Here is a 26,141-nt window from a genome sequence, read left to right on the forward strand (position 1 = left end):
ATATCACCTTTCAAAATAGTATTCGCACCATATTCCGCACTGTTCAAAACCGAGATTATTATAAAACGACTGATTTGCATTCTTGGCTCTGTGAAGATATACGGTCTTGTTCTCGGCAACCAGTCTGTTGGATATGTACTTTACAACAGTTGAACCGTAGCCGTGCTTTCTGTAGTCGGGATGACACGACACCGCACCCAACACGGCACCGTTACTGCTTTCGGCAACGGTCATAGCCATTGCAACAAGTTTTGTACCGTCATAAACTCCGTACATTCTAGTTGCATTATGACGAAGCTTGTGATTCACATCAACATAAAAATCATCAAACGGCGGCGGAACAAAATTTTCATCGGCACAGCTTACGATGAGATTATAAACCTCTTTAATATCGGGAACATCAAAATTTATACTTTCGTCAACATTTTCAAACGGTTCTGATTTTTTCAGAATAACGCCCGAAACGGATTTACTGCCGTATAAATTAAGGTTGAAATCTCCGCTGCATATTGCACTTGAAGCACCTGCAACACGCATAAATGACGAAACCTCTTCAAGATTTGTTTTATCTGTAAGAAATAAAATAAAGCTTGTTCCGCATCGGGAAATTGCACCTGTGCACTCATCTGTTTTATCGTCAATTATTGTCCAGTAGTCAACGAAAGCAAGCGATGAATCGTAACTGTTGTACTGAGAAATTATTCTGCACGCAAACGGATCTTCCGCTGACAGATTCATAATTACATTTATATAATTTTCATTGGCGGTTACAATCATTCAGACCGTCTTTCCTTTCGCTAAATTTCCGCCCGCAATATAATCGGACAATACTTTTGCAAGTTTTAAAACGCTTTCGCAATCATCGAGATTTGCCGCAGTTGAAGGAGCATGAATATACCTTGACGGAAGTGATACCGCCAGAGTTCTCACTCCGCCTCTGCTCTGATGAATTGCACCCGAATCATTACCGCCTGCAACTGCTCTCTTATACTGAACATTTATGTTATTCTTCTCGGCAAGTTCAAAAGCGGCACTTATCATTTCTTTATCATAAACTGTCGCCCTATCCATTACGGTAACCGTTGCGCCTTTTGTCAAATTGCATACCTGATGAGATGCATCAACCTCTGCAACATCAGCGGCAGTTGTGCTTTCGATAACAAGAGCAAAATCAGGATTGACCGTAAAAGCCGCTGGTCTTGCACCGCGGAGTCCCACCTCTTCCTGAACAACAAATGTGAAATACATATCATACTCGGGTTCGGATTTTATAAGGTTGATAAGCACATAGCAGCCGAAACGGTCATCAAGTGCCTTTGTAACAACAGTTCTTCCGTTAATCTTAAAATCACCCTCAAAATTAACACTGTCACCGTAGCTTACATATTTAAGCGCATCTTCCCTGCTTTCGGCGCCGATATCAATGTACATATCACTCATTTTCGGAACAGCAGTTTTTTCATCACCGTTTGTAAGATGAATCGGCTTTACACCGATAACACCGTTAAGACCGTTTCTGCCAACACATACACGCTTGCCCGGAAGAACCCTTCTGTCAATTCCGCCGACCTCGTCAAATTTAAGATAGCCTTCAGATGTTATATCCGTTACCATAAGACCTACTTCGTCCATATGTGCCGACACCATAAGCTTGCTTTTTGCAGACTTTTTTCCCTTTTTAAACACAATAAGGTTGCCGAGATTATCTATTTTAATATCATCGGCACAGTCTTTAATCTCGTTAATTATCAGATTGCGAACATTAACCTCATCACCCGAAATACCGTTGCAAAGGCAAAGCTGTTCAAGCAATTTTATGTCAATCATTGAAAGCACCTCCGCATTTAATGTATTCGGCAATAAGCTTTGCCGTATTGTCAACATCAGCTACAGAAATAACTTCATTCTGTGTATGCATATATCGCTGTGGGATTGATACAACAGCAGTTTTTACACCTTTTCCGCTGATTGTAATATGGTCGGCATTCGTACCGGTTCTGCCTGCTATCGGTTCAAGCTGATACGGTATATTTTTATTCTTTGCAACGCTTTCAAGCGATTTGCTCATTTCTTTGTTGAGAATTGAAGAAATGCAAATCATAGGACCTTTGTCAAGCTCAATTGAAGAATAAAATCCCAAAACATCCGGCTGAGATGCAAAGCTTACATCAACAACAATTGACTCGTCTGCTTCAACTGTAAAAGCACCTGTTTTAGCACCTGTGCCAAATGTTTCTTCCTGAGAGCTTAAAAGGATAATTACTTTATAATCTGTTTCATTGTCTTTCAATAACTCTGCACACTTAACAAGTGACGCAACACCACATCTGTTATCAAGGCAAGGCGCAACAATTCTGCCGTCCAAAAGATTTGCCGGCTTTGAGGCAAATGTCAGCATATCACCGAATGAAATGAGTTTATTAACTTCATCATACGGCAGACCGAAATCAACCCAGATTTTGTCGGTTGGCATAGCCTTGTCCTCTTTTCCGTCGGAAAGATGAGGAGGCATACAGCATACAACACCTGTTACATCAGGATTGTTTTGCAGACAAATCAGAGTATCGGCAAGAGTTCTTGCGTCAATTCCTCCGCACGGAGAAGCTTTTACAAATCCGTTTTCATTTATTTCGGTAACCATAAATCCTATGCGGTCAATGTGAGCGTCCAGTAATATGGTTTTATCTGAATTTTTGTTACCGCAAACAGCCATAAGACTGCCGTTTGATATCTTTATGTCATCCGTGTAATCCGATAAAAACTTTTCGGCAACAGACAAAGCGGGTTCTTCCCTGCCCGACACACCCATTGCACAACAGAGTTCAAAAATAAGTTCTTTTGTGTTCATTGTATATCTTACTTCAAAGCGTTGACAATTGACTTGAAGTGATTACCTCTTTCTTCAAAATTCTTGTAAAGTCCGAAGCTTGCACTTGCGGGTGAAAGCGAAACAATATCTCCCTTTGTTGAACGCTCACGGGCAACAGCTACAGCCTCTTCCATATTTGTTACATTGACGATTTCAATTTCATCTGCGTCATAGTTTGAAGCCTCTTTAACGGCTTTTTCAATTTTCGGGGCAGTATCACCGAGAAGAATAAGGAGTTTTACTTTATCGTTGATTACGGGTCCGAGCGGCTCATACGGAATATGCTTATCATATCCGCCTGCAATAATGCAGATTTTCTGCTTGTAAAGTGAAAGTGTGCCGAGTGCGGTTCTTGTAGGACTTGACGCAATTGAATCGTTGTAATACTTAACACCGTCAACCTCTCTTACAAACTCTGCACGGTGAGCAACACCGCCAAAGGTTTTTGCAACAGCTGCCATTGTTTCAACATCTACAAGTCCCCATACGGCAGAAATAGCGGCAAGATAATTTTCTACATTATGCATACCCGGAATTTTGATGTCGTGAATGTTCATAATGCGGGTAATTTTTCCGTAGTCATTATAGCAGATTGTATCGCCGTCAAGAAAAGCACCGTTTGAAACATTTTGTTTTACAGAGAACTTTGCAAGCTGACCTCTTACGCTGTCGGAAAAGCCGTTTGTGATTTCATTGTCAAGATTAAGGACAGCCTTTGAAAAAGCGTTTTGATGAAGAATGATATTTTTCTTTGAATCAATATACTCCTGCATATCCTTATGTATGTCAAGGTGATTTGGAGCAAGGTTTGTTACCACAGCGATGTCCGGACTTTTTCTCATAGAGATAAGCTGAAAGCTCGACAGCTCAACTACCGCAAAATCATCATCATTCACACTTTCAATATCCGGAAGAAGCGGCTTGCCGATATTGCCTCCGAGGTGAACATTAAGACCTGCCGCCTTTAAAAATTCCGAAATAATTGTAGTTGTGGTTGTTTTGCCGTCAGAACCTGTCACAGCAATAATTTTGCACGGGCAAAGGTCAAAAAACACTTCCATTTCAGATGTAAGAACAACGCCCTTGTTACGAAGTGCGACAAGCTCATTCTTATAAAAAGGAGTACCGGGACTTCTGAAAACGATGTCGGCGTCAATCTCGGAAAGATAGTTTTCGCCGAGCAAAAGCTCCGCACCGTACTCCTTTGCCTTTATGCCGTTCTGTCCCAAATCTTCAAAATTCTTCTTATCGCAAGCCGTTACTTTTGCACCTTTTTCGATAAAAAGCTTTATAAGCGGAAGATTGCTTGTACCGATTCCGATAAAAGTAACTTTTTTTCCTTTTATGCTGTCAAAAAATTTATCAGCCATAGCGTTCATTGTAAAATCCCCTCTACAATTAGTATTTTATGCCATTTTAGTATTTTATACCGTATCGGCAGGATTATGCCATACCTTTCAATTATACATTTTTAAAGTTACAATTTCAACCGTATACACCAATATTGCAATAATATTTTTAAAATGTTAAAATATAAGAGGTGATGTTATGCTGTACGATTTTATAATTATCAATAAAAAAGATAAAACTCCGCTTTACAGGCAGATTTATATGTCTGTCAGAAAGTCAATTGAAACGGGCAGTCTTAAAAAAGGAACAAAGCTTCCGTCAATAAGGCGATTGAGTGCCGACCTTGATGTTTCAAAAACTACTGTCAACGGTGCATATGAACAGCTTTGCGCCGAGGGATATATTTCAAACAAGCCCCAGAGCGGCTACTATGTTGAGGCGCAGTTCAGCGATACACCCTCAAAAGCAGATAAAGCTTCATCTGCCGCAAACAAGTCAAAAAAGTATTATGAATATGATTTCAGCAGTAAAAGTATTGATGACGGTATAATCAATATAAACGAATGGAAAAAGTATGTAAAAGAAGTTTTAAATCAAAATTATCTGCTCACCTCATACGGTGAAGAACAGGGTGAAGAAATTTTGAGAAATGCGTTGCAAAAATACAGCTTAGGCACACGAAGCGTAAACACCTCCTACGAAAATATTATAGTCGGTGCAGGTACTCAGACTCTTTTGCACATACTCTGTTCACTTCTCGGTAATAATAAAAAAATCGCACTTGCGGATTACAGCTACATTCAGAGCGAATATGTGTTCAACAGTCACGGTTATGACATCAAATATTTTCGATGCGATAAATACGGAGCCTGTATTGATTCACTTGAAGAAATCAATCCCGATATAATTCTTTTAAATCCTAATTTTACCGTAAACAGCAACATTACAATGCCTGTTACACGCAGACTTGAGATAATTAAATGGGCAAAGGAAAACAATGCTTTGATTATCGAGGACGATTACAACGGTGAGCTTAGATACAGCACGCATCCTATGCCGTGCGTGCAGAATTATGATACCGAAAACACGGTTTATCTCGGCTCTTTCTCAAAGATACTTCTTCCCTCTGTCAGAATCAGTTATATGGTTCTTCCGCAAAAATTAACCGATGAATACAACAAAATCAAAAAATACACCAATCAGACAGCGTCAAAAACGGAACAAATTGCCCTTGCAAAGTACATTAACAACGGCAAGCTTGATGTTCATCTGAGAAAAGCAAGAAGAATTTATCTTGAAAAAAGTAAGCTTATGCTTTCAAGCATAAAAAAATATTTCGGGACCTCCGTTAAAATTGTGTTCAACGAAACCTCTCTTTATGTTTCTCTGTTTTTCAAGGATAAAATAATCGGCGAAGCTGTTACAAAAAAAATTGATGACGCATCAATTAAAATTATGCAGTTCAACAAAGCCGAAAATATGATTGTGCTAAGTTTTTCGGGAATTAAGGACAAAAAAATTGAAAGCGGAATAAAATTACTTTATGAAACAATTGCAAATTAACATAACAAAACGGGACTGAACTCAGCCCCGTTTTCTCTGTGCAATCAGTTTTCACAACCGCATTTGTAAGAAGATGTATGAGAGGAGTCACAATCACCCTGATGTATTGTGCTCGGCGGAAAGAATGAATCTGTCGGGAAATCAATTTTACTGAAAACTTCACATGGGTCATCAGGTGTTGACGGACATTCCTTGCGGGGAACACAAAAATCATAGGACGGAATCATAATCTGAACATCTCTTTCAAGCCTTGTGATTGTAAAAATACCGATTGTGGCAAGCACTCGCTGTGTTTCAGGCTGTGCAGGCTCTCCGTCAAGATAATCAATAACGCAATTTGGAAATGTTCTGCAAACAGCAGACGGATTTGCATTGTTGTAATCCTGAAGCTTTGCGGACAATGCCATTGGGTTTGAAACCTGAACCGTTGCTCTCGGCAGACAGCAGGGATATTTGCACAGACAATCCGAATCCGATGTATCGCAAACAACATCTTCGTCGCTGGAGAATGACTTTACGCAGCCCTCTCCGCCGTAAAGTACAACCCTTTTGCCGTACATTGCAATACCTGTAACGGTTTCGGGAATTGCACCTGCGGCTGTGTAGGCTTCTACGGTGACAGCGAAATAGTACATTATATCAACCGAATAAAAGCCACGGTGGAACGCAACAGGCTCAACCTCAACGGTAGATGTAATTATGCGCACATTGCTTATCTTTACGGAACAAGCCCCATCAATAATTTTCTGGTTTGCTTCGGTAAACATAACAGGCAGATTTGAAAGGCAGTCTTTTGCTCCGCAGCTGTCATAAATTCGTGAAACATTGATACAAACAGGTTCGCAGCCGTTGGTTTGCCCATTACCTTCGGCACATACATTTTCCGAGGAACAGAAAGGTACATCTGACATAAAAATAACCTCCGTAAAAGTATTGACAGTTCAATAAATGCACTGTAACAATACATTTTATGGAGGTTTTTGTTTTTGGTGATTAACAGCCGAAATTTATCCGTAAAACGGAGCAAGCGTTTTCTGAATGTTATTAAACAGAGCAATCGGACTGCTGTTTGAATAGTTTGAAAGTGCTATATAAATTTGATTTCCGTCTTTGGTGAAAACAAGAGCGGCATTATATTTGTCGATTTTTCCTGTGTGAGAAACCGCATTACTTTCTTCTGATACAACAAAACCGTAACCGTAATTGTCCTTGTAAGGTGTTGTCATTTCTTTAAAAGTTTCTTCCGAAACAAGCTTGTTTGTACAAAGAGCGTCAACCCATTTGAGTAAATCGGGAACATTGGAAATTAAACCAGTTGCAGAATATCCTACACCGGGATATAAAGTCCACGCGTTATCGTATATATCCTGATATCCGACTGCAAGTTTATCTGTGCTCTCAAAGCCTGTGTTCATCATTCCCGACGGTTTGAGAATTTTCTCTTCAACATATTTTTCGTATGAAGTCTTGCTGACCTGTTCAATAATATCACCGAGAAGAAAATATGCGCTGTTTGAATACATATATTTTTCATCAGGTTCAAAATTGAGTTTCTGATTAAAAATCCAGTCCATTACAGCCTTTTTATTTTCTTTTGCAGAATTTTTGGCTGAAACCTTATATTCAAGCTGAGATTCGTTATATGCATAAGTATTTGTATCGCCGTCTTTGTTGATGTAATCCTTTATGCCCGCTGTCATTGTAAGCAGGTTTTTAATGGTGATTTTTTTGCCGTATTTGTATGACGGAAAATATTTGTCGATTGTAGCATCAAGCGAAAGCTTTCCGTCCTCAACAAGCTGCATAACCGCAACTGCGGTAAACTGCTTTGTGAGCGAAGCTATTCTAAAGCATGTATCCGTAGAATTTTTTGTGTGCCTGTCCTTATCGGAAAATCCGTTAGTGCCGATATATTCAAGGGCATTTCCGATTTTCACATAAACCGTTCCGCGATACTTGTTGCTTGTAATTATATCATCAAGGGTGTTGCTGATATCAGCAGATTTTCTTTTAAGTTCGGAATAATTCCATGTTGGTTCTTGCTTCTGTTCATCGGAAGTTGCCGCCTTTGTTACAGGCTGTGAAGCAGCAACGGCGGTTGTTTTCTCGGTAGCGGATACAGAAGACTGCGTGTCTTTTCCGCAGCCTGTAAAGCACACAGAAAAAGCTGTCAACGCAGAAATTGCAAGGCACAGAATTTTTTTTGATGATATAAGCACTTTAATCACCTCAGATTTTTTTCATATTACTGCAATAGTTCGCCATAAGAGTTTTTGTGCCGGCTTTGTCAAAGGCAATTTCAAGCATTGTATCATTGCCCATTTTCTCGGCTTTCATTACCATACCCTTGCCGAATACCTTGTGCTGAACACAATCTCCGACATTGAACACTGCACCGCTCTTAACGGGAGGCTTTGTAAATCCGAACGATTTATTTGGTGAATACGAGCTACCCGAAGATTTGCCGACGGAAACTTTTTCACCTGTTCCCGATGCAAAGCCGGAAGATGCCTGTGTGAACATCTGCTTTCTTCCGCCGCTGTATTCAAGAAGATTATCGGGAATCTCGTTTAAGAATCTTGAACCCTTGTTGTAGCTTGTTGAACCGAAGAGCATTCTCGAATTTGTTTTTGTGAAATAGAGAATTTCCTTTGCTCTTGTAATTCCGACATAAGCAAGTCGCCTTTCCTCGTTGAGTTCATCGGGATTCATCATCGTCGCAACAGACGGGAACATTCCTTCTTCCATACCTGCAATGAATACAACAGGAAATTCAAGTCCCTTTGCCGAATGTAATGTCATCATTACACATGTATCTGCGTCTGCGTCGTAGTTATCAATATCGGTCTGGAGAGAAATTTCTTCGAGAAATGCCGAGAGGTCTGCCTCATCGCCGTAGTCCTCTTCAAACTTGACGATATTTGAAGAAAGCTCTTCGATATTTTCAATACGAACCTCGGGGTTGTCCTTTTCGGTTTTAAGATACTGTTCGTATGATGTATGTTCAATCACAAGATTGTATAATTCCGCAAGAGAATAATCGCCGCTCTGCTCGGCTTCAATAAGTCCGTCAATAAGTGCAACAAAGCCCTTGAGCTTTGCAGAGGCACGAGAAAGCTGCGGATAGTTTTCCGCCTCCTTGATTACATCGTAAATGCTTTCGCCGAGTCCTGCGGCAATGTCTGCGGCATAGGAAACGGTTGTCGCACCTATTCCCCTCTTCGGAACATTGATAATTCTTGAAAGTCTGACATCATCATGAGGATTATTTATAACCTGAAGATAAGCAACCATATCACGGATTTCTTCACGGTCATAGAATCTGTGACCGCCGATTACACGGTGCGGAACACCGCTTCGTGACAAAGCCTGCTCAATTGCGTTTGACTGGGCATTCATTCTGTAAAGAATTGCATAGTCGGAATATTTTCTTCCGTCGGCTACACCGTCAAGAATAGTCTGAGCAATAAAATTCGCCTCGTCACGCTCATTTTCGGCTGTATGCACCTTAATTTTCTCGCCCTGACCGTTTTCGGTCCACAAGGTTTTACCCTTACGCATTGTGTTATTTGAGATAACCTCGTTAGCGGCATTGAGGATATTCTGTGTACTTCTGTAATTCTGTTCAAGGCGAATCATCTTTGCGTTCTTGAATGTATTTTCAAAAGAAAGAATATTTTCTATTGTAGCGCCGCGGAATTTGTAGATACTCTGGTCATCATCACCGACAACGCAGATGTTGCCGTATTTGCTTGCAAGCAGGCTTACAAACTTATACTGTACCTTATTTGTGTCCTGATACTCATCGACCATAATGTACTTAAACTGATTTCTGTAATAATCAAGAATATCGGGTGCTGTTTCAAAAAGCTTTACGGTATTACAAAGCATATCGTCAAAATCCATTGCGTCGGCTGTTTTAAGCTTTGTCTGATAGATTTCATAAACCTTTGCAATCTGTGCCTTACGGCTGTCAAATTCAGCCTCTTTACGCATTTCTTCGGGGGTGAGCATTTTATCCTTAGCCCTTGAAATTTCAGAAAGAATTGATTTTACAGGCAAGGTTTTCTCGGCGATATTAAGCTGTTTCAGGATATCCTTAACAAGCTTTTTCTGATCGTCTGTTCCGTAAACGGTGAAATGACTTGTATAACCGATTCTGTCACCGTATCTGCGCAGGATTCTTGCACAGGTTGAATGAAAGGTAGCCGCCCAGATGTCGGCACCGCCCTCGGGAACTGCCGCACAGATTCGTTCTTTAAGCTCTCCTGCCGCTTTATTGGTAAAGGTAATGGCAAGTATCTGCCACGGCTTGCAAAGCTCACACTGTAAAATATAGGCTATTCTGTTGACAAGAACTGTGGTCTTGCCCGAACCGGCTCCCGCAAGAATGAGCAACGGACCTTCCGTGCAGAAAACTGCCTGTTTCTGCATATCGTTCATATGTGAAAAGTTTTTCTGAATTTCAGTCTGTAACATTATTATCCTGCCTTAAATTATTCTGCAAAAGAAATGGGCGAACGATGTTCGCCCTATGTTTTGTTTAATCCGATTATTTAATGCTGTCATTAAACATTGTAAGCATATCGGATGCCTTTTCTCCGATAATCATTGTCACAAAGTTACCGTCTTTTGTAACCTTACAATTTTTCACCATATCAAGCTCTTCAGCTGAATAGGAAGCATTCTGCTGGAAGATTGAATTATAGCGGTTTGTAAGAGCAGTTTCAACTCTTGAAGCGGCATCCGAATCAGTTACCTCAACAAGAACGATTTCTGTATTCTTGCTGTCTGTATCAGACTTACCGACCTCAGCGGCAAACTGCTTGATGTCATCGGCATTTATGTTATAGTACTTGTACATATCTTCTTTTGTTTCATACTTGGTAGCATCTACACTGTATTCGGTATTCATCTTATCCAAAACATCGCCGAGATTAACATCCTTTGCCCCGCAACCGGCAAAGATTGAAAGACAAAGGATAAGAACAGCCGCAAATGAGATTACTTTTTTCATAAACCTACCTCCAAAATATTAAAAAAACAGCACCGAACTCCTAAGAGCTCGGTGCTGAATGGTCGAGGTGACAAGATTCGAACTTGCGACCCCATCGTCCCGAACGATGTGCGCTACCAAACTGCGCTACACCTCGTAGTAAAAAAGCCCCGAAAACTTTCGGGGCTATGGCTGTGGAATAGGGATTCGAACCCCAACAAACAGAGTCAGAGTCTGTCGTGCTACCGTTACACTATTCCACAAGATGTAATTGCTACCGAACTTGCAACGATATGAATTATAAGACATATCGGGTTAAAAGTCAATACCTTTTTGAAAATTTTTTCAAAAAATTTCCGAACCTGTTCTGCGGCTTTTAAAAAGTGCGGCAGCAATGGGATTTTTTACAAATAACAAGCTTAAAATTATCTTCGTATAGCTCGTATATCTTTTCCCTTAAAATTAAGTTGTTGAGCATTTCCGCAGATTCTTGAAACGAATCTTTGAGAATAATTATTTTCCAACTCCTTAACCGAGAGATTTGTATTTATGATTATAGGCTTGTTTGATAACATTCTTGAATTAAAAATATTGTAAAACTGTGACACGCCAAACTGAGAATGAAATTCCGTTCCGAGGTCGTCTATAATGAGAAGGTCGCAATCAACAAGTATACTAAATGCGGAGTCATCATCATTGTTTGAAAAATAATTTTTTTCAAGTTTAGAAACAAGCGACGGAGCAGAAGCGTAAATTACACCGTATCCCTTCTTAATTACTTCATTGGCAATTGCAAGAGACAGATGAGTTTTACCGAGTCCGGTTGCCCCCTTCATAAGTATGCTTTTTGAATGCTCATTAAATTTTTCGGCATAATTTTGACAGAAATTAAAAACTCGACTCATAAGGTCATAGTTAGACAGTTTAAGTTCAGGATCTACTGTTTTATCATAATAGTCAAGATTAAAGCTTTCAAATGTAGAAAGCGACAAGGGTGCATATCTGTTAAGTTCTGCACACGCACAAGAAATAAGTGCCGATTTCATACACGAACATCTTACAGTCTTGCCGTTAATGTCATAGTAGCCCTTATCTTCACACTTTTTACAAAAATATTTTGGTTCAAAATAATTAGCAGGATATCCGTTATCTGTAAGAATCCTCTTGACTTCCGCCTGCATTGCAAGATCTTTGTCACGAAGTTTCTCTACCTCAACTTTTACATCTCCGCCTGCAAGAACTGCACGGGCGGTTTTGATTCCGCTCATGGAAATCTGCTTTTCAAGCTCTTTCACACGGGGAAACCTTTCATACACCTCTTCTTTTCTTCTCTCTGCTGCCTTTTCGGCATTAAGCCTGCGTTCATGTAATATATCCGAAGCGGCCTTATAAACACTGTTGCTGTATCCCATACTAACCTCTTATTTAAAATCTTCCAGTAAATTAATTTTTTCAAATTCACTAATATCGTAAGACGACGCCTGCTTTTGCGACGGCTTATTTACTGACTTTTCATATTTATTAAGTTCATCAATTGTATGAACATTGCCTGCGTGCCAACGCTTAAGGATTCCGTCAATGTAGCGAAGATTCATTGTTCCCTTTGTATCAACGCATCTTTCATACGCCTCTCTGAGCATTTCCGGAGAAAACTTCCATTCGCTTATCCACTTGTCACCGTATTCAAGCTGTTTTTTTGTTGGCGATCCGACATTTTTGAGTCCGAACGCCTTTGAAACAACAGAAAAATTAGCTGTGGTTTTCTGAATCTGCTCAATCTTGTTATCAGCCGCCTCAAGCGAATAAACACCGTCATTTGCCCATTGAATACCGATATTTTCAATCGTTCTTATATTGCCCTTATCAATGCTTACGCAATAATGAATGAGCATAAAGATAACATCAAGCGGAAGTCCGCAGGTATCCTTGAGCATAAGCAGAGTTGCAATATCGGAATTTGAAAGAACTTTTCCGAGTGTTGTCTGTGTTTCGTCAACGAGCATTTTTAATTCTTCATCAACTGCAAGTCTTTGTGCCGTAAATACAAAATCAGGCTTTTGCGGTCTTGTAGCCGTAAAATGTTTTTGCGGTTCTTCTGCGTTTTCCTTTGGTGACTGTTCTGTTTCCTGTTTTACAGGCTCTCGAACCGCTTGAACAGGCTGTGGCACTGTCTGTTGTGGCTGTAAAACAGTCTGAACAGGTTGCGGTGTCTGTTCCGTTTGAGCGGAAGTCTGCGGTGCAGGAACAAATTCCTCGTTATTTTTTGCAGGAGTAAAGGTATTTTCAATTCGATTAAACACACCCATACTTACCCAATAGTCAAGCGCCTCGGGAATATCCGTTACATTGACGCCTGTGGCTTTTGATATTTCAGATTCATCAAAAGATGAGCCTGCATTACGAAGGACAAACAAAAGGACTTTAAGCTTTACGCCGTCAGAAAATTTTAATCCTTCATCGACTACTTTGGAGGGAACTGCAAAAATTGAGTTCCATACTCCCAAATCTATATTTATTGACATTATATCCTACTTTCTGTGATTTGCTTTTGTAAATGTCTGTTACAATATTTATAATAGTTTCATTCTCTTAAAGTAATGGAACATCTGCACTTGGATTTTAATCAGAACAACGCTCTGCTTTCATAACATGGAGCAAGGTTTGTAACAAAGTGCAATCTATATTTAAATTATAACATAGATTTTCAATTTTAAAAACAAAAAAATAAAATTATCTGGATTTTTTTCTGTTTCTGTGATAATATGATTTCAAATTATGAAAAGAGGTATTACAATGAAATATTCATATTTTCCTACGGGAGTTTGCTCCAGACAGATCAATCTTGAACTTGATGACAACGGTAAAATCACAAGCTGTGAGTTTGTTGGTGGCTGTTCAGGCAACACTCAGGGCATTTGTATGCTTGTTAAAGGTATGGACGCAAAAGACGCTATTGACAGATTAAAAGGCATTGACTGCCGTGGCAGAGGCACATCCTGCCCCGATCAGCTTTCAAAGGCTCTTGTTGAAGCATTAAAACTTATCTAAATCATTTTCTGCATATAAGTTTCTTTATTATTCTGATAAGGAATTTTACTGCATAAGAAAATACAATTACAAACAAGGTAATTATACTCATTATTGTTATGATAATGAACAAACACAACATAAAAACATCCTTGCAGATTTTTAATTACATTATATCTGCAAGGATGTTATTTTTTTGGTTAATTATGTAGTATAGAGCAAAAAATTATTTTGAAAGGAAATAGTTCATCATTGTGAAGCCTTTTTCAATATAATTGCCTGTCTTTTTAGCCTCTTCTTCGCAGAATTTGCTTACGCCGCTGTCAACTTCGTTTTTGCTGTCATAGATAAGATAAGGGACAGGGTTTGAAGTATGTGTGCGGATAGAAAGCGGTGTGGGATGATCGGGGCATACGAGTACGGCAAAATCATCAAATGTTCTGAGAAAATCAGTTACAGGCTTGAGAATATGCTCATCAATGAGTTCAATTGCCTTAACTTTGTTTTCTATCTCTCCCCTATGACCACATTCGTCAGGAGCTTCAACATGGATATAAACGAAATCTGCACCGTTTTTGAATTCATCAATGGCGGCTTTGCACTTTCCGTCAAAGTTTGTGTCAATATAGCCTGTTGCACCTTCAACATCAACGCTCTTCATGCCGGCACAAATTGCAATGCCTTTGAGAAGGTCAACAGCAGAAATCATACTGCCCTTTTTGCCGAACTTGCCGAAGAAGCTGTCAAGAGCGGGTTTTGTACCCTCGCCCCAGAGCCAAATTGAATTGGCAGGACGAAGTCCTTTTTCAACTCTTGCCTTGTTTACAGGATGATTCTTGAGCAAATCATAACTTTTCTTCATCAAATCATAGAGAGCGGCAGTATCGTCACCCTTTGGAATGTATTCTTTAATCACACGACCTGAGATATCGTGAGGAGGTGTGAGTTCGCCCGGATGAGGATTGCCGTTTTTCCATACAAGGCAATGGCGGTATGCAACACCCGAATAGAACTTAAAAATATCGTTGCCGAGCTTTTCATCAACATAGTTGATAAGCTCTCTTGCCTCTTCTGTTGAAATATCGCCTGCACAGTAGTCAACCATAGACTTGTCCTCGTAGTTTTCTTCATCGGACAGAGTTACAAGGTTACATCTTAATGTTACATCGGTGTCTTTAAGGTCAATACCGATACTTGCCGCCTCAAGCGGAGAGCGTCCGCTGTAATAAACAGCAGGTTCGTAACCGAGAACAGAGAGGTTTGCAACATCGCTGCCGGGCTTAAGTCCTTCGGCAACGGTTTTAACCATTCCGACCTCGCCCTTTGAGGCAAGGTAATCCATACAAGGCTTAACAGCCTTTGCCATAGGAGTTGAATTATCAAGCTGTGCGTTTGGCTCATCAGCCATACCGTCACAGAGCATTACTAAATACTTCATACCGATTCATAGCCTTTCCGTATAATATGAAATTTATTTCTGAAGTGTGCCAAGACTTGCACACTTTAAATATGCGTTGATAAAGCCGTCAAGATCGCCATCCATAACAGCCTGAATGTTACCTGTTTCAAAGCCGGTTCTGTGGTCCTTTACCATTGTATACGGCATAAACACATAGCTTCGGATCTGTGAACCCCAGGTAATTTCCTTTTGAACACCCTTGATGTCCTCAATCTTTTCAAGATGCTCACGCTCTTTGATTTCAACGAGCTTTGAGATAAGCATATTCATAGCAACATCACGGTTCTGATACTGGCTTCGCTCAACCTGACTGGCAACAACGATACCGGTAGGAATATGAGTAAGACGAACAGCTGATGATGTCTTATTTACTTTCTGACCGCCTGCACCGCTGGCACGGTAAACATCCATTTTAATGTCTTCGGGCGGAATGTGAACTTCTGTATCCTTTGCAATTTCAGGCATAACTTCAAGAGAAGAGAAGCTTGTGTGTCTTCTGCCTGCCGAGTCAAACGGAGATACACGGACAAGACGGTGAACGCCTGCCTCACTCTTTAAGTAACCGTAAGCATTTTCACCTTCAACAAGAAGCACAGCACTTTTAAGTCCTGCCTCATCGCCGTCAAGGTAGTCAACTTCTTTAACCTTAAAGCCGTGAGCCTCTGCCCAACGGGTGTACATTCTGTAAAGCATTTCAGCCCAGTCCTGAGCCTCAGTTCCACCCGAACCTGCGTGAAATGTAAGAATTGCGTTATTTTTATCATATTCGCCTGTGAGCAAGGTCTGCAAACGCTGTTTTTCAAGATTTTCCTTGACAGCCTCAACTTCGCTTTCCGCCTCTTCAAGGAGAGATTCGTCCTCTTCCTCATTTGCAAGCTCAATCAAAGCGTGTGTATCTTCATATTTGGCAACAAGGTTTTCATAAGCTTCAACCTTGCCCTTTAAAGAACCTGTACGCTGTAATACTTTTTGTGATTTTTCTACATCGTCCCAAAATCCCGGTTCGGTTGCCTTGAGTTCAAGCTGCTGAATCTCCGAGAGCATACCCTTCATACCGAGTGCGTCGGACAAATCGTCTATTTCAGGCTTGAGGGCCTGAAGCTTTAAAAGTAATTCCTCAAACTGTACCATAAACATGTACCTTTCTGAATTTAGTTTATTCTTTCACAATTAAACATTATAACAAAATTATCTTTAAAAGTAAAGAAAAACAGATATTTTGTTTGCAAGTGAACTTATATACAAAAACAAGTTGCATTTGTCGATACTATTTGTTATAATTATGTTGTGTAGGTACACCATATTATGTACCCCTTGGAGGTTAATAATGGAATTTACAGAATACAAATGTCCGGTGTGCGGTGAGCAATTTAAAAAGGGCGACGATATTGTTGTTTGTCCCGAATGCGGAGCACCGCATCACAGAGAATGTTACGAAAAAGAAGGCCGCTGTCATTTTGCAGACAAACACGGCGACGGCTTCTCTTTTGAAAAGGAACAGTCCGGAGCTGCCGATGATCAGGCTGAGCAGGATGACGAAAGCGGCACAGTGGTCTGCAAACGCTGCGGTACGGATAATCCTAAAGAAATGTTCTATTGCAGTAACTGCGGAGCGCCGCTTTACGATAATAAAGAGGAAACACAAAATCCTCGACAAAATCAAAATAACGGTCAGCCTAATCCTAATTTCGAACAAAATCAAGGAATGCCGCCGTTTGGCTTTCCTTTCGGTCAGACAAATCCGCAGATGGCTGCCGCTTTTGACCCTATGGCAGGCATGAAGAGCGATGAACCGCTTATTGATGACATTACGGCAGGTGAGGCCGCCAAGTTTATCGGCAAGAATACTCCTTACCATTTGAGAGTTTTCAGCTTTATCAAAAAGTACAAAAAGAGCAGATTTAACTTTACGGCATTTATTCTGTCGGGTATATATTTCCTTTACAGAAAAATGTATGCTTTGGGAATACTTTTCTCCGTGCTGACATTCGGTTCTACAATTGCTTCGGGTTATATAAAAACTCTTCCTGCTTGGCAAAATATATACAATAACATACTTCAGGCACAGGGTTCGGGTCAGGTTGTTTCGCTCTCAAATAATTTTGGACTTTCAGCCGAAGATTTTTGGCTGTTTTTATCACCCTTGATTGCAAATATAATTTCCATGGCGGTGATGTTGATATGCGGCTTAACAGCAAACAAATGCTTTTTTAACCATTCAGTTAAAAAGATTAAAAAAATCAAAAGCACAACAGATAAAGAACATCTTACAGAAGTTCTTGAAACCAAAGGCGGCGTCAACCTTCCGCTTGCAATCTCAGTTGCAGCCGCACTGATTGTTGCAAATTATCTACCGATATTTTTTATTTAAATAAAACTCTAAAACAAAGCAGAAAGAAGGAACACTATGCACATTACAAAAGCAGTTATTCCGGCGGCAGGTCTTGGAACACGAGTTCTTCCCGCCACAAAAAATATGCCAAAGGAAATGTACCCTATTGTTGACAAGCCTACTATACAGTTTATTGTTGAAGAGGCTGTTGCGGCAGGAATTACAGATATTCTCATCATCACAAACCGTGGTAAAGGACTTATGGAGGATCATTTTGATGCTTCTCCCGAACTTGAAAGTCTGCTTGAAAAGAGCGGCAAAACAGAACTTCTTGAAACAGTCAGAAATATTTCAAACCTTGCAAACATTTCTTTTATCAGACAGAAAGAAATGAAAGGTCTTGGACATGCCGTTCTCAAGGCAAAATCCTTTGTGGGCAACGAACCGTTTGCCGTTATGTACGGTGACGGCGTTATTACAGGCAAGGTTCCTGCAATCAAACAGCTCATTGACTGTTACGGTGAATACGGTGAAGGCGTTGTAGGCGTTAAAAAGGTTGACGCCAAAGACATTCATAAGTACGGCTCGCTCAAAGTTGAACATATGCACGACAATGTTTTTGCCTGCACCGATATGAAGGAAAAACCGCAGACTCCCGAAGAAGTTCTTTCTCTTTATTCAATTCTTGACAGATGCGTTCTTCCGGCAGAGATTTTCGAAATTCTGGAAAATACAAAGCCCGGAATCGGCGGAGAAATTCAGCTTACAGACGCAATGAGAGAGATTGCAATAACAAAAGGAATGACAGCCGTTGAGTTTGAGGGCAAGAGATACGATATGGGCAATAAGTTTGGAATCTTGCAGGCTCAGATAGAAATTGGGCTTGAACACCCTGAAACAAAGGATTTATTGAAGGATTACATAAAAAATCTTGCAAAAACTTTGTAAAAAGGTATTGCAATTTTCAGAAAAGTGCAGTATAATGTGCTGCAGTTAAATATTGGATTCAAAAAAACAAGGAGGATTTCACATCATATCAGTGCGAAATCCTCTTTTTGCTTTTAAGAACTATTTTAATTCTTTGTTATTCAATTGTTATTTCATAGGGGCAACAGTTTTCATATGTATAGTATGATTTGAATCCGGCTTTAAAAGCAAGCTCTATCCCCTTTTCAATATCTCTGCCGACATCATTTATATTGTGTGCGTCACTTCCAACGGTAATATATTTTCCGCCGAGATCGTGATAGCGTTTAATTTCATCAAATGCAGGGAGAGTTTCACCGAGTCCTTTGAACAGCCCCGAAACATTAATTTCAAGTGCCTTGTCATTTTTAATAAGCGTTTCATAGATAAGATCAATCTTATCTCTGTACGGTGAAAGACTCGGAATAACGCCCGTGTCACGCTTAATATATCTCAAAGGATATGTAAGATGGGCAAGCGTACAGAAATCGGAAAATGACGCGGTTTCGAGAAGCTCGTCAAAGTACATATTCAGTATTGCCTTAACATCTTCTTTTTTAAAATCCATATAATAAAAATCAGGTCTGTTTCTCAGGTTATGCACCGATGCGATTATTATGTCAAAATCACCAAAACAAAGTGCTTTTTTTGTACATTCGGCATTGTGAATCGGCTCACCGAGTTCAATGCCTTTAAGGATTTTGATTTTTCCCTTAAATCTATCCTGCATAACCGAAGTTTCATAATTCGATTTTGGAATTAACTTACTGAAATCTCCGTACTCACTTTCAGAGCCGAGCGGAATTTCGGGAGCTTCGCAGTGGTCGGTGATTGCAAGTGCAAAAAGTCCCTTGTTACAGGCACTGTTACACATTTCTTCAACTGTATTTTCAGCGTCAAAAGAGTTGCTTGAATGGGTATGAATATCACATATTTTCATTAGTAAAACACCTCACAAAAAAGATGATAACATATGAAAAAAATTTTTTCAATATTGCACTTTACTTTATTAAAAAATCGTTATATAATATGCACAAATAAAGAAAAGCAGTTTTATGCAGAATTCCAACGAAAATCTGCATAAGCAGGAGGTAAAAAATGAAGGCAGTTATCACAGTAATCGGTAAAGACAGCGTTGGAATCCTTGCAAAAGTTTCGGAAGCCTGCTCAAAGGCTGATGTAAACATCGTTGAAGTAACGCAGAGCGTTCTTCAGGATATGTTTGCAATGATTATGCTTGTTGAAATTGACAAATCCAACATTGGATTTGAACAGCTTCAGACAAATCTTAAGGCTGTCGGCAAATCAACAAACACAAAGGTTCATGTTATGCACGAGGACATCTTTAACAGCATGCACAGAATTTAAATCTGAGCTACCGAATTGAAAGGATATACATAATATGTTGGAGACAAGAGATATACTTGAAACTATAAATATGATAGATAATGAAAACCTTGATGTAAGAACAATTACGATGGGTATTTCATTGCTCGACTGCATTGACGAGGACATTGACAAAGCTTGTACAAAGGTTTACGACAAAATTTGCCGCAGTGCCAAAGACCTTGTTAAAACAGGTGAAGACATCCAGAAGGAATTTGGTATTCCTATTATTCATAAAAGAATTTCAGTTACCCCTATCGGTATGGTAGCAGCTCCGTGCCAGAGCAAGAATGTTGTCAAGTTTGCCCACACTCTTGACAAAGCCGCAAAGGAACTCGGCGTAAATTTCATCGGCGGTTATTCCGCTCTTGTACAGAAGGGTTTTGCAAGCGGTGACTATGCTCTTATCGAGAGTATTCCACAGGCCTTGAGCGAAACCGATTTTGTTTGTTCATCTGTAAATATCGGTTCTACTAAGGCCGGTATCAATATGGACGCAGTTAAGATGATGGGTAAGGTCGTTAAGCAGACTGCAGAAGTTACAGCCGACAGAAACTGCATCGGTGCGGCAAAGCTCGTTGTATTCTGTAACGCTCCCGAAGACAACCCGTTTATGGCGGGTGCTTTCCACGGTGTCGGTGAAGCCGATACCGTTATCAATGTCGGTGTATCGGGTCCCGGCGTTGTAAGAGCCGCTCTTGCAAAGGACGGTGCCGGAAAAGACATCACGGAAATTGCAGATATGGTTAAGAAAACTGCATTCAAAATCACCCGTATGGGACAGCTTGTTGCAAGAGAAGCAAGCAAGCGGCTTTGTGTTCCCTTTGGTATTGTTGACCTTTCACTTGCCCCGACACCTGCTGTCGGCGACAGTGTTGCATATATTCTTGAGGAGATGGGACTTGAAGTGTGCGGATGTCACGGCACAACCGCTGCTCTCGCACTTCTTAACGACGCTGTTAAAAAAGGCGGCGTTATGGCTTCTTCCCATGTCGGCGGTTTAAGCGGTGCTTTCATCCCTGTTTCTGAGGATGCAGGTATGATTCATGCTGCCAACGAAGGTTTCCTTGACATTACAAAGCTTGAATCAATGACAGCCGTTTGTTCGGTTGGACTTGATATGATTGTAGTGCCGGGGGACATTACTCCTGAGGTTATCTCGGCAATCATTGCCGACGAGGCTGCAATTGGTATGGTAAATACCAAAACAACGGCGGTAAGACTTATTCCGGCTATCGGAAAAAGTGCAGGCGAAGAACTTAATTTCGGCGGACTGCTCGGCAGAGGTCCCGTTATGCCTGTAAGGAAAGGTTCTCCGGAGGTATTCATTAAGCGCGGCGGAAGGATTCCGGCTCCGCTTCAGGCGCTTAAAAACTAATTTTTCACGGGGGTGGTATTGTGGAAAATATGATTAAAAAAATCGTTGATGCCGACAACGAAGCCAAAGCCATGGAAAAGGATACTCTTGAAGAAAAAGAGGAACTTTCCAAATCTATAGAAATCGAGACAAAGAAAATCTACGATGACTATATGGCAAAAGCTGAAGAGGTTGTGAAACGCAACGATATTCAGGAAGCAAAGAAAGCTGAGCAGCAATGGGAAAAAATTCAGGGCAAGCACAATTCAGTGCATATCAAGCTTGACTCTGATTTTAAGCTTAACTGCGACAAGTGGGTTGACGAAATCGTCAAAAGAACAGTCGCTCAATAACTTTCATTGACTGTTTACAAGGAGGTGTATGCGGATAATGTCAAAAACTTCATTCGCCGTTCTGACGAAAGCAAGATCCAAGTTTGGTAAAAGACTGACAGAAAAGGACTACCAGAGTTTGCTTGCGTGCCAGAGTGTCGGAGAAATTATGTCGTATCTCAAAAACAATACGCACTACTCCAAGGCTCTGACGGATGTCAGCGAGCGTGAAATTCACAGAGGAAGGCTTGAGGCTCTTTTGAGGCAAAATCTTTTCTATGAATTTGACTCTTTGTGCAGATACGATTCGAGTGTAAGCTCGGGGTTGTCATCGTACATTATCTCGACATTAGAGGTTGAGCAGATTGTAAGATTTCTTATCCTGCTCAGTTCAAACTCAACGGACAAGTTTATTTACCAGTTTCCGGGTTATATTTCAAAGCATACGGAAATTGATGTCAACAAGCTTGCCAATGCAACAAATTATGAAGAGTTTCTGAACGCCACACAGTCCTCCCAATTCTACGATATTCTCAAGCAATTTTCTCCCGATGAGAAAAATCGACTTCCGATATCGGACATTGAGAACAAGCTGTATGACTTAGTGTTCGGAAAGCTGACCAAACTGATTAAAGCAACAACCAAAGGACAGGAAAAGCGTGAGTTAATCAACTTTTTCTTCACGATTAACGACTATAATATTTTCTCAAGAATTTTGAGATTGAAAAAATATTATAAGCTTTCTCCCGATGACATCAAATCAAATCTTCTGCTTAATTACACTAATCTCAACGAAAGAACCATTGATATGATGTGTAAGGCAGAATCTTCCGGAGAGATATTTTCTATTATGCAGAATACGCATAACGGAAGACTGATTGATAAAATCGGATATGTCTATGCAAGCGATATTTCGCCAAGAGTAAAATACAGGCTTGCAAAGAAAAATATGCACTTTTCCAACAACCCTTCGGTTGTAATGATTTCATATATGTTTGTTGCCGAAACAGAGCTGATGAATATTATCACTTTGATTGAAGGCACAAGATATGAACTTGACAATAAACTTACGCAGTCATTGCTTATTAAATAAAAAATGTGATGACTGTTAAGAAGAGGTGATTAAAATTTGGCTGTTTCAACCATGCAGGCCGTAAGCATTATCGGGCTTACAAATGATATTGATAATGTAATATCGGTACTTGGTGAATCAGGTGTGTTCCATCCCGATGATGTTTCATCCTTTTACAGCAACACAAAGGATTTTACGCATCTGCAATCAAAAAACATCTATGCTGAACCTCTTAACACTCTTAAGGCAACATTAAGTCTTACAAAACGCAAGTTTAATCTTGTTGATGTAAGTGACTTTAATCCGACCTTTAAAGAAATTGAACTGTTTACAAATCAAATAAACAGCGACATTGAAGTTCTTGCAGATGACAGGCTGTTTGTTGAAGAACAGCTGATGCAGGCAAAGGAAAATCTTGTTGAAACCACACACTTTGTCGGACTTGGGGTTGAAATTGAAAAGGTTTTAACCTTAAAGTATATCAGTTCACGCTTTGGCAGACTGCCTAAGGAAAGCTTTGAAAAGCTTTCAGCCTATAAAGATAATCCTTATGTAGATTTTATTGTCTGTACCGAAGACAAATCACACTATTGGGGTGTTTATTTTGCTCCGATTGATAAAACCGAGGAAATTGACAGAATCTTTTCGGGATTATATTTTGAAAAATGCGATGTTCTCGGAGTTAATGACACACCGAGAATTCATCTGAAAAAACTTGAGAGTCTTATCCCCCACCTTGAGGAAAAGCTTAAAGAAGCTCAAAAACGGGTTGACGATTATGTTGACAAATATGAGGTTAGAATCTGTAAATACCTTTCTAAGCTTGAAGAGCTTAATCTTTATGCTAAAATCCGCACCAAAGCATTGCAGTACAGCAAGAGCTTTATCATTGTAGGTTGGGTTCCTACAGAGGATGCTAAGCCTCTCAGACGCAGACTCAAAAAAATTGCCAGCGTCAATGTAGATTTTTCAGACGGCAAGACGGAGATTGCAAAATCGCCGCCTGTCAAACTCAAAAACTGTTTCCTTGCAAAACCGTTTGAATTTTACACGGAGATGTACGGTGTTCCGAAATATAACGAAATTGACCCGTCGCTCTTTATCGCCATCACTTATGTCATTATATTCGGCATAATGTTTGCTGACCTCGGTCAGGGCATCTGTGTATCAATTGTCGGTGCGCTTATGTGGAAACTCAAGAAAATGAAAATCGGTAAAATTCTTATGCCGTGCGGAATTTCTTCTGCGATATTCGGCTGTGTGTTCGGAAGTGTGTTCGGATTTGAGCATGTACTCGATCCTCTTTACAAGGCACTTTTCGGACTTGATGAAAAACCGATTGAAGTAATGTCATCAAACTCAATTGTTATGATTCTTCTTGCGGCGGTTTCAATAGGTATTACGCTTGTTGTGGTTGCTATGGGACTTAATATTTACAGTTCCTTCAAGCAGGGAGATGTGGGAAGAGCCTTGTTCGGATCAAGCGGTTGTGCAGGTCTTGTATTCTACTGTTCAATTATTTTCGGTGTTGCAGGACAGCTTGTGCTCGGTCTTCAGGTATTCTCACTTGCATACATTCTTTGCCTTATCGTTCTCCCCTATCTGCTTATCTTCTTTGGCGAGCCTCTCGGACTTCTTATTGCAGGAGAAAAAGACTGGCAGCCCGAAAGCTGGGGCGGATATATTCTTGAACATGCCATCGAGTCAATCGAATTTTTGCTTGAATATGTTACAAACACGGTAAGCTTTTTGAGAGTCGGTGCATTCGTTCTTGTACACGCAGGTATGATGACAGTTGTTTTCGTGCTTGCCCAAACAGCTCCCGCCGTTGCATACTGGCCCGTAGTTGTTTTAGGTAATGTTTTTGTAATGGTTCTTGAGGCACTTCTTGTTGCAATTCAGGTTTTAAGACTTGAATATTACGAGATGTTCAGCCGTTTCTATTCCGGTGAAGGCAGACCTTACGAACCTGTTAAATTAAATATTGATTGATAATTTTTTGGAGGTATTATTATGTTATTCAATTTAATTATGTTAGCTGTTCCGGTAGTATTCCTTTGTGCATCTGCAATTCTTGCAGTAAAGGCTTTTGAACACGGCAAGAGCAGAAAGAAAACAGTTCTTACTCAGATTTGCTCATTCGCTGCTGTATTTGCATTCTGCATGGTATGCCCTATCGTAGCAAGCGCTGCTACAGGTGACGCCGCTGCCGCTACATCGGGTATGGCTGACGGTCTTGCATATATCGGTGCCGCTCTTGCAACAGGTCTTTCATGTATCGGCGGCGGTATTGCCGTTGGTAACGCTGCTCCTGCCGCTATCGGTGCTACAAGTGAAGATCCTAAGGCATTCGGTAAAGCAATCATCTTCGTTGTACTTGGTGAAGGTATCGCTATTTACGGTATGCTCGTTTCAATTCTTCTTATCTTTGCAAGATAATTTAAGCGATTTAAGTTTCGTTAAGGATTGATTATTATGAAATTTTTTCTTATAAGTGATAATGTCGATACCAAAATGGGTATGAGATTTGCAGGTATTGAAGGCGTAGTTGTTCATCAGGAGGATGAGGTACGCAGTGAGCTTGAAAAGGCTGTGAACAGGGATGATATTGCAGTTATTCTTATTACGGAAACACTTGTTTCGCTCTGTCCCGACCTTATTTATGACCTTAAGCTTAACCGCAAGCAGCCGCTTATTGTTGAAATTCCCGACCGTCACGGTAACGGAAGAACCAAGGACAGTATTACAAAATATGTTCAGGACGCAATCGGCGTAAAGCTGTAATTATCACATATCTGAATCTATTCAGGGAGGTTATTTTTAATGGAAAACTCCAAAAACAAAACAGATAACTTTCTGAAAGCCATTAAAAAATATGCTGATGAACAAAGAAGTGCCATGCAGACAGAGGTTGCTCAGCTTAAAGAAGAAAAGCTGAAAGAGGCAACCGAAAAAGGCAGACATGACAGCGAAAAATATATCAAGGACAAACTTGAAGAATCAAGAAACAGACAGACGGGTATTCTTGCAAAGAAAATTCAGGAAGGTCAGAAAAAACTGTTTCTTGAAAGAGCTGAAATGACGAAAAGCGTATTTAAAAAGGCTGAGGAAAAGCTTGTTGAATACACAAAAACATCAGAATATACAAACAGCCTTGTTAAAAGTGCAAAGGAAGTTGCTAAGCTTTTTGCAGACAACGACTGTGTTGTTTATGTCAACGAAAGAGATATGAAGAACTCAGACAAAATCAAGGCAGTTTTTGCAGGAAGCACCGAGGTTGTTGCCGACAAATCAATTAAAATCGGCGGAATCAAAGGCTTTTGCAAGGCAATGAATATTGTTGCCGATGAAACTCTTGACAGCAAGCTCTATGCACAGAAAGAATGGTTTATTGAAAATTCCGGACTGAGTGTGCTTTAATCTTGCTGACTG

25 protein-coding genes and 2 tRNA genes are annotated in these 26,141 nt (G+C 40.2%); 12 read left to right on the forward strand and 15 right to left on the reverse strand.

Annotated elements, in window-relative coordinates; all coding sequences use genetic code 11:
• Positions 1 to 3: 3 nt before the first annotated feature.
• Genes QDI94_RS03915 through murD form a run of 4 tightly spaced genes read right to left on the reverse strand, consistent with a single transcriptional unit; the run spans position 4 to position 4,248 of the window.
• Positions 4 to 777, reverse strand: a complete 774-nt coding sequence (locus tag QDI94_RS03915; RefSeq protein ID WP_278867305.1) for a GNAT family N-acetyltransferase — start codon at positions 775 to 777, stop codon at positions 4 to 6.
• A complete protein-coding gene (locus QDI94_RS03920) occupies positions 778 to 1,827 on the reverse strand; it encodes a M42 family metallopeptidase (protein WP_278867307.1) in 1,050 nt (349 codons plus the stop codon).
• The gene (locus QDI94_RS03925; protein ID WP_278867310.1) at positions 1,820 to 2,848 is read right to left on the reverse strand and encodes a M20/M25/M40 family metallo-hydrolase; all 1,029 of its coding nucleotides are present in this window, start codon (positions 2,846 to 2,848) and stop codon (positions 1,820 to 1,822) included. Before QDI94_RS03925 ends, QDI94_RS03920 begins: the two co-directional genes overlap by 8 nt.
• Before the next feature lie 8 nt (positions 2,849 to 2,856).
• Positions 2,857 to 4,248: a UDP-N-acetylmuramoyl-L-alanine--D-glutamate ligase gene (murD, locus tag QDI94_RS03930; RefSeq protein ID WP_278867313.1), complete on the reverse strand. Its 1,392-nt coding sequence runs from the start codon at positions 4,246 to 4,248 to the stop codon at positions 2,857 to 2,859.
• Between the two features lie 169 nt (positions 4,249 to 4,417).
• Between murD and QDI94_RS03935 the strand changes: the two genes are divergently transcribed.
• On the forward strand, positions 4,418 to 5,782 hold the full coding sequence (locus QDI94_RS03935; protein ID WP_278867315.1) for a MocR-like pyridoxine biosynthesis transcription factor PdxR: 1,365 nt from the start codon (positions 4,418 to 4,420) through the stop codon (positions 5,780 to 5,782).
• Positions 5,783 to 5,826: 44 nt separating this feature from the next.
• Here the strand turns inward: QDI94_RS03935 and QDI94_RS03940 are convergent, their stop codons facing one another.
• From QDI94_RS03940 to QDI94_RS03975, 8 genes are all read right to left on the reverse strand, one after another.
• A complete protein-coding gene (locus tag QDI94_RS03940) occupies positions 5,827 to 6,693 on the reverse strand; it encodes a hypothetical protein (RefSeq protein WP_278867316.1) in 867 nt (288 codons plus the stop codon).
• Between the two features lie 96 nt (positions 6,694 to 6,789).
• Positions 6,790 to 8,001 (reverse strand): serine hydrolase domain-containing protein, encoded by a 1,212-nt coding sequence (locus tag QDI94_RS03945; RefSeq protein ID WP_278867319.1) that lies wholly within the window; start codon positions 7,999 to 8,001, stop codon positions 6,790 to 6,792.
• Between the two features lie 10 nt (positions 8,002 to 8,011).
• Entirely contained in the window at positions 8,012 to 10,261 is a 2,250-nt protein-coding gene (locus tag QDI94_RS03950; RefSeq protein ID WP_278867321.1) for an ATP-dependent helicase, read from the reverse strand.
• Positions 10,262 to 10,334: 73 nt separating this feature from the next.
• Positions 10,335 to 10,799 carry a DUF4358 domain-containing protein gene (locus QDI94_RS03955; RefSeq protein WP_278867324.1) on the reverse strand — a complete coding sequence of 155 codons (465 nt, stop codon included), beginning with the start codon at positions 10,797 to 10,799 and terminating at the stop codon, positions 10,335 to 10,337.
• A 59-nt stretch (positions 10,800 to 10,858) separates the two neighbouring features.
• A tRNA-Pro gene (locus QDI94_RS03960) sits at positions 10,859 to 10,935 on the reverse strand.
• A 32-nt stretch (positions 10,936 to 10,967) separates the two neighbouring features.
• Positions 10,968 to 11,041 (reverse strand) — tRNA-Gln (locus QDI94_RS03965).
• A gap of 162 nt (positions 11,042 to 11,203) precedes the next feature.
• Positions 11,204 to 12,190 carry an ATP-binding protein gene (locus QDI94_RS03970; RefSeq protein ID WP_101029301.1) on the reverse strand — a complete coding sequence of 329 codons (987 nt, stop codon included), beginning with the start codon at positions 12,188 to 12,190 and terminating at the stop codon, positions 11,204 to 11,206.
• 9 nt (positions 12,191 to 12,199) lie between these two features.
• On the reverse strand, positions 12,200 to 13,300 hold the full coding sequence (locus tag QDI94_RS03975; protein ID WP_101029302.1) for a DnaD domain protein: 1,101 nt from the start codon (positions 13,298 to 13,300) through the stop codon (positions 12,200 to 12,202).
• Positions 13,301 to 13,571: 271 nt separating this feature from the next.
• On the opposite strand from QDI94_RS03975, the gene QDI94_RS03980 reads away from it, so the two are divergent.
• On the forward strand, positions 13,572 to 13,826 hold the full coding sequence (locus QDI94_RS03980) for a TIGR03905 family TSCPD domain-containing protein (RefSeq protein ID WP_101029303.1): 255 nt from the start codon (positions 13,572 to 13,574) through the stop codon (positions 13,824 to 13,826).
• A 205-nt stretch (positions 13,827 to 14,031) separates the two neighbouring features.
• Here the strand turns inward: QDI94_RS03980 and QDI94_RS03985 are convergent, their stop codons facing one another.
• Complete coding sequence (locus tag QDI94_RS03985) at positions 14,032 to 15,243, reverse strand: cofactor-independent phosphoglycerate mutase (RefSeq protein WP_278867328.1); 1,212 nt, start codon at positions 15,241 to 15,243, stop codon at positions 14,032 to 14,034.
• Between the two features lie 33 nt (positions 15,244 to 15,276).
• Entirely contained in the window at positions 15,277 to 16,395 is a 1,119-nt protein-coding gene (gene prfB, locus QDI94_RS03990; protein ID WP_101029305.1) for a peptide chain release factor 2, read from the reverse strand.
• Positions 16,396 to 16,591: 196 nt separating this feature from the next.
• Here prfB and QDI94_RS03995 point away from each other — a divergent pair, with 196 nt between their 5' ends.
• Positions 16,592 to 17,635, forward strand: coding sequence for an RING finger protein (locus tag QDI94_RS03995; RefSeq protein WP_278867332.1), 1,044 nt, complete (start codon positions 16,592 to 16,594; stop codon positions 17,633 to 17,635).
• A gap of 36 nt (positions 17,636 to 17,671) precedes the next feature.
• Complete coding sequence (gene galU / locus QDI94_RS04000; RefSeq protein ID WP_278867335.1) at positions 17,672 to 18,544, forward strand: UTP--glucose-1-phosphate uridylyltransferase GalU; 873 nt, start codon at positions 17,672 to 17,674, stop codon at positions 18,542 to 18,544.
• Positions 18,545 to 18,680: 136 nt separating this feature from the next.
• On the opposite strand, the gene QDI94_RS04005 is transcribed toward galU, so the two are convergent.
• Positions 18,681 to 19,502, reverse strand: a complete 822-nt coding sequence (locus tag QDI94_RS04005) for a histidinol-phosphatase HisJ family protein (protein WP_278867338.1) — start codon at positions 19,500 to 19,502, stop codon at positions 18,681 to 18,683.
• Positions 19,503 to 19,660: 158 nt separating this feature from the next.
• On the opposite strand from QDI94_RS04005, the gene QDI94_RS04010 reads away from it, so the two are divergent.
• From QDI94_RS04010 to QDI94_RS04045, 8 genes are read left to right on the forward strand one after another with little or no spacing between them, the layout of a single operon-like run.
• Positions 19,661 to 19,930, forward strand: a complete 270-nt coding sequence (locus tag QDI94_RS04010; RefSeq protein ID WP_101029309.1) for an ACT domain-containing protein — start codon at positions 19,661 to 19,663, stop codon at positions 19,928 to 19,930.
• Between the two features lie 34 nt (positions 19,931 to 19,964).
• The gene (locus QDI94_RS04015; protein ID WP_278867341.1) at positions 19,965 to 21,326 is read left to right on the forward strand and encodes a PFL family protein; all 1,362 of its coding nucleotides are present in this window, start codon (positions 19,965 to 19,967) and stop codon (positions 21,324 to 21,326) included.
• A gap of 20 nt (positions 21,327 to 21,346) precedes the next feature.
• Positions 21,347 to 21,658 carry a hypothetical protein gene (locus QDI94_RS04020; RefSeq protein ID WP_278867344.1) on the forward strand — a complete coding sequence of 104 codons (312 nt, stop codon included), beginning with the start codon at positions 21,347 to 21,349 and terminating at the stop codon, positions 21,656 to 21,658.
• Positions 21,659 to 21,695: 37 nt separating this feature from the next.
• Positions 21,696 to 22,730 carry a V0D/AC39 family V-type ATPase subunit gene (locus tag QDI94_RS04025; protein ID WP_278867347.1) on the forward strand — a complete coding sequence of 345 codons (1,035 nt, stop codon included), beginning with the start codon at positions 21,696 to 21,698 and terminating at the stop codon, positions 22,728 to 22,730.
• A gap of 36 nt (positions 22,731 to 22,766) precedes the next feature.
• On the forward strand, positions 22,767 to 24,701 hold the full coding sequence (locus QDI94_RS04030; protein WP_278867350.1) for a V-type ATP synthase subunit I: 1,935 nt from the start codon (positions 22,767 to 22,769) through the stop codon (positions 24,699 to 24,701).
• A 21-nt stretch (positions 24,702 to 24,722) separates the two neighbouring features.
• Entirely contained in the window at positions 24,723 to 25,148 is a 426-nt protein-coding gene (locus tag QDI94_RS04035) for an ATP synthase subunit C (protein WP_101029314.1), read from the forward strand.
• A 36-nt stretch (positions 25,149 to 25,184) separates the two neighbouring features.
• Positions 25,185 to 25,493, forward strand: a complete 309-nt coding sequence (locus QDI94_RS04040; RefSeq protein WP_015524005.1) for a V-type ATP synthase subunit F — start codon at positions 25,185 to 25,187, stop codon at positions 25,491 to 25,493.
• 39 nt (positions 25,494 to 25,532) lie between these two features.
• The gene (locus tag QDI94_RS04045) at positions 25,533 to 26,129 is read left to right on the forward strand and encodes a V-type ATP synthase subunit E (protein WP_278867353.1); all 597 of its coding nucleotides are present in this window, start codon (positions 25,533 to 25,535) and stop codon (positions 26,127 to 26,129) included.
• The last annotated feature ends 12 nt before the right edge of the window (positions 26,130 to 26,141 follow it).

This window comes from Ruminococcus bromii, assembly GCF_928721825.1.
Classification (GTDB): domain Bacteria; phylum Bacillota; class Clostridia; order Oscillospirales; family Acutalibacteraceae; genus Ruminococcoides; species Ruminococcoides bromii.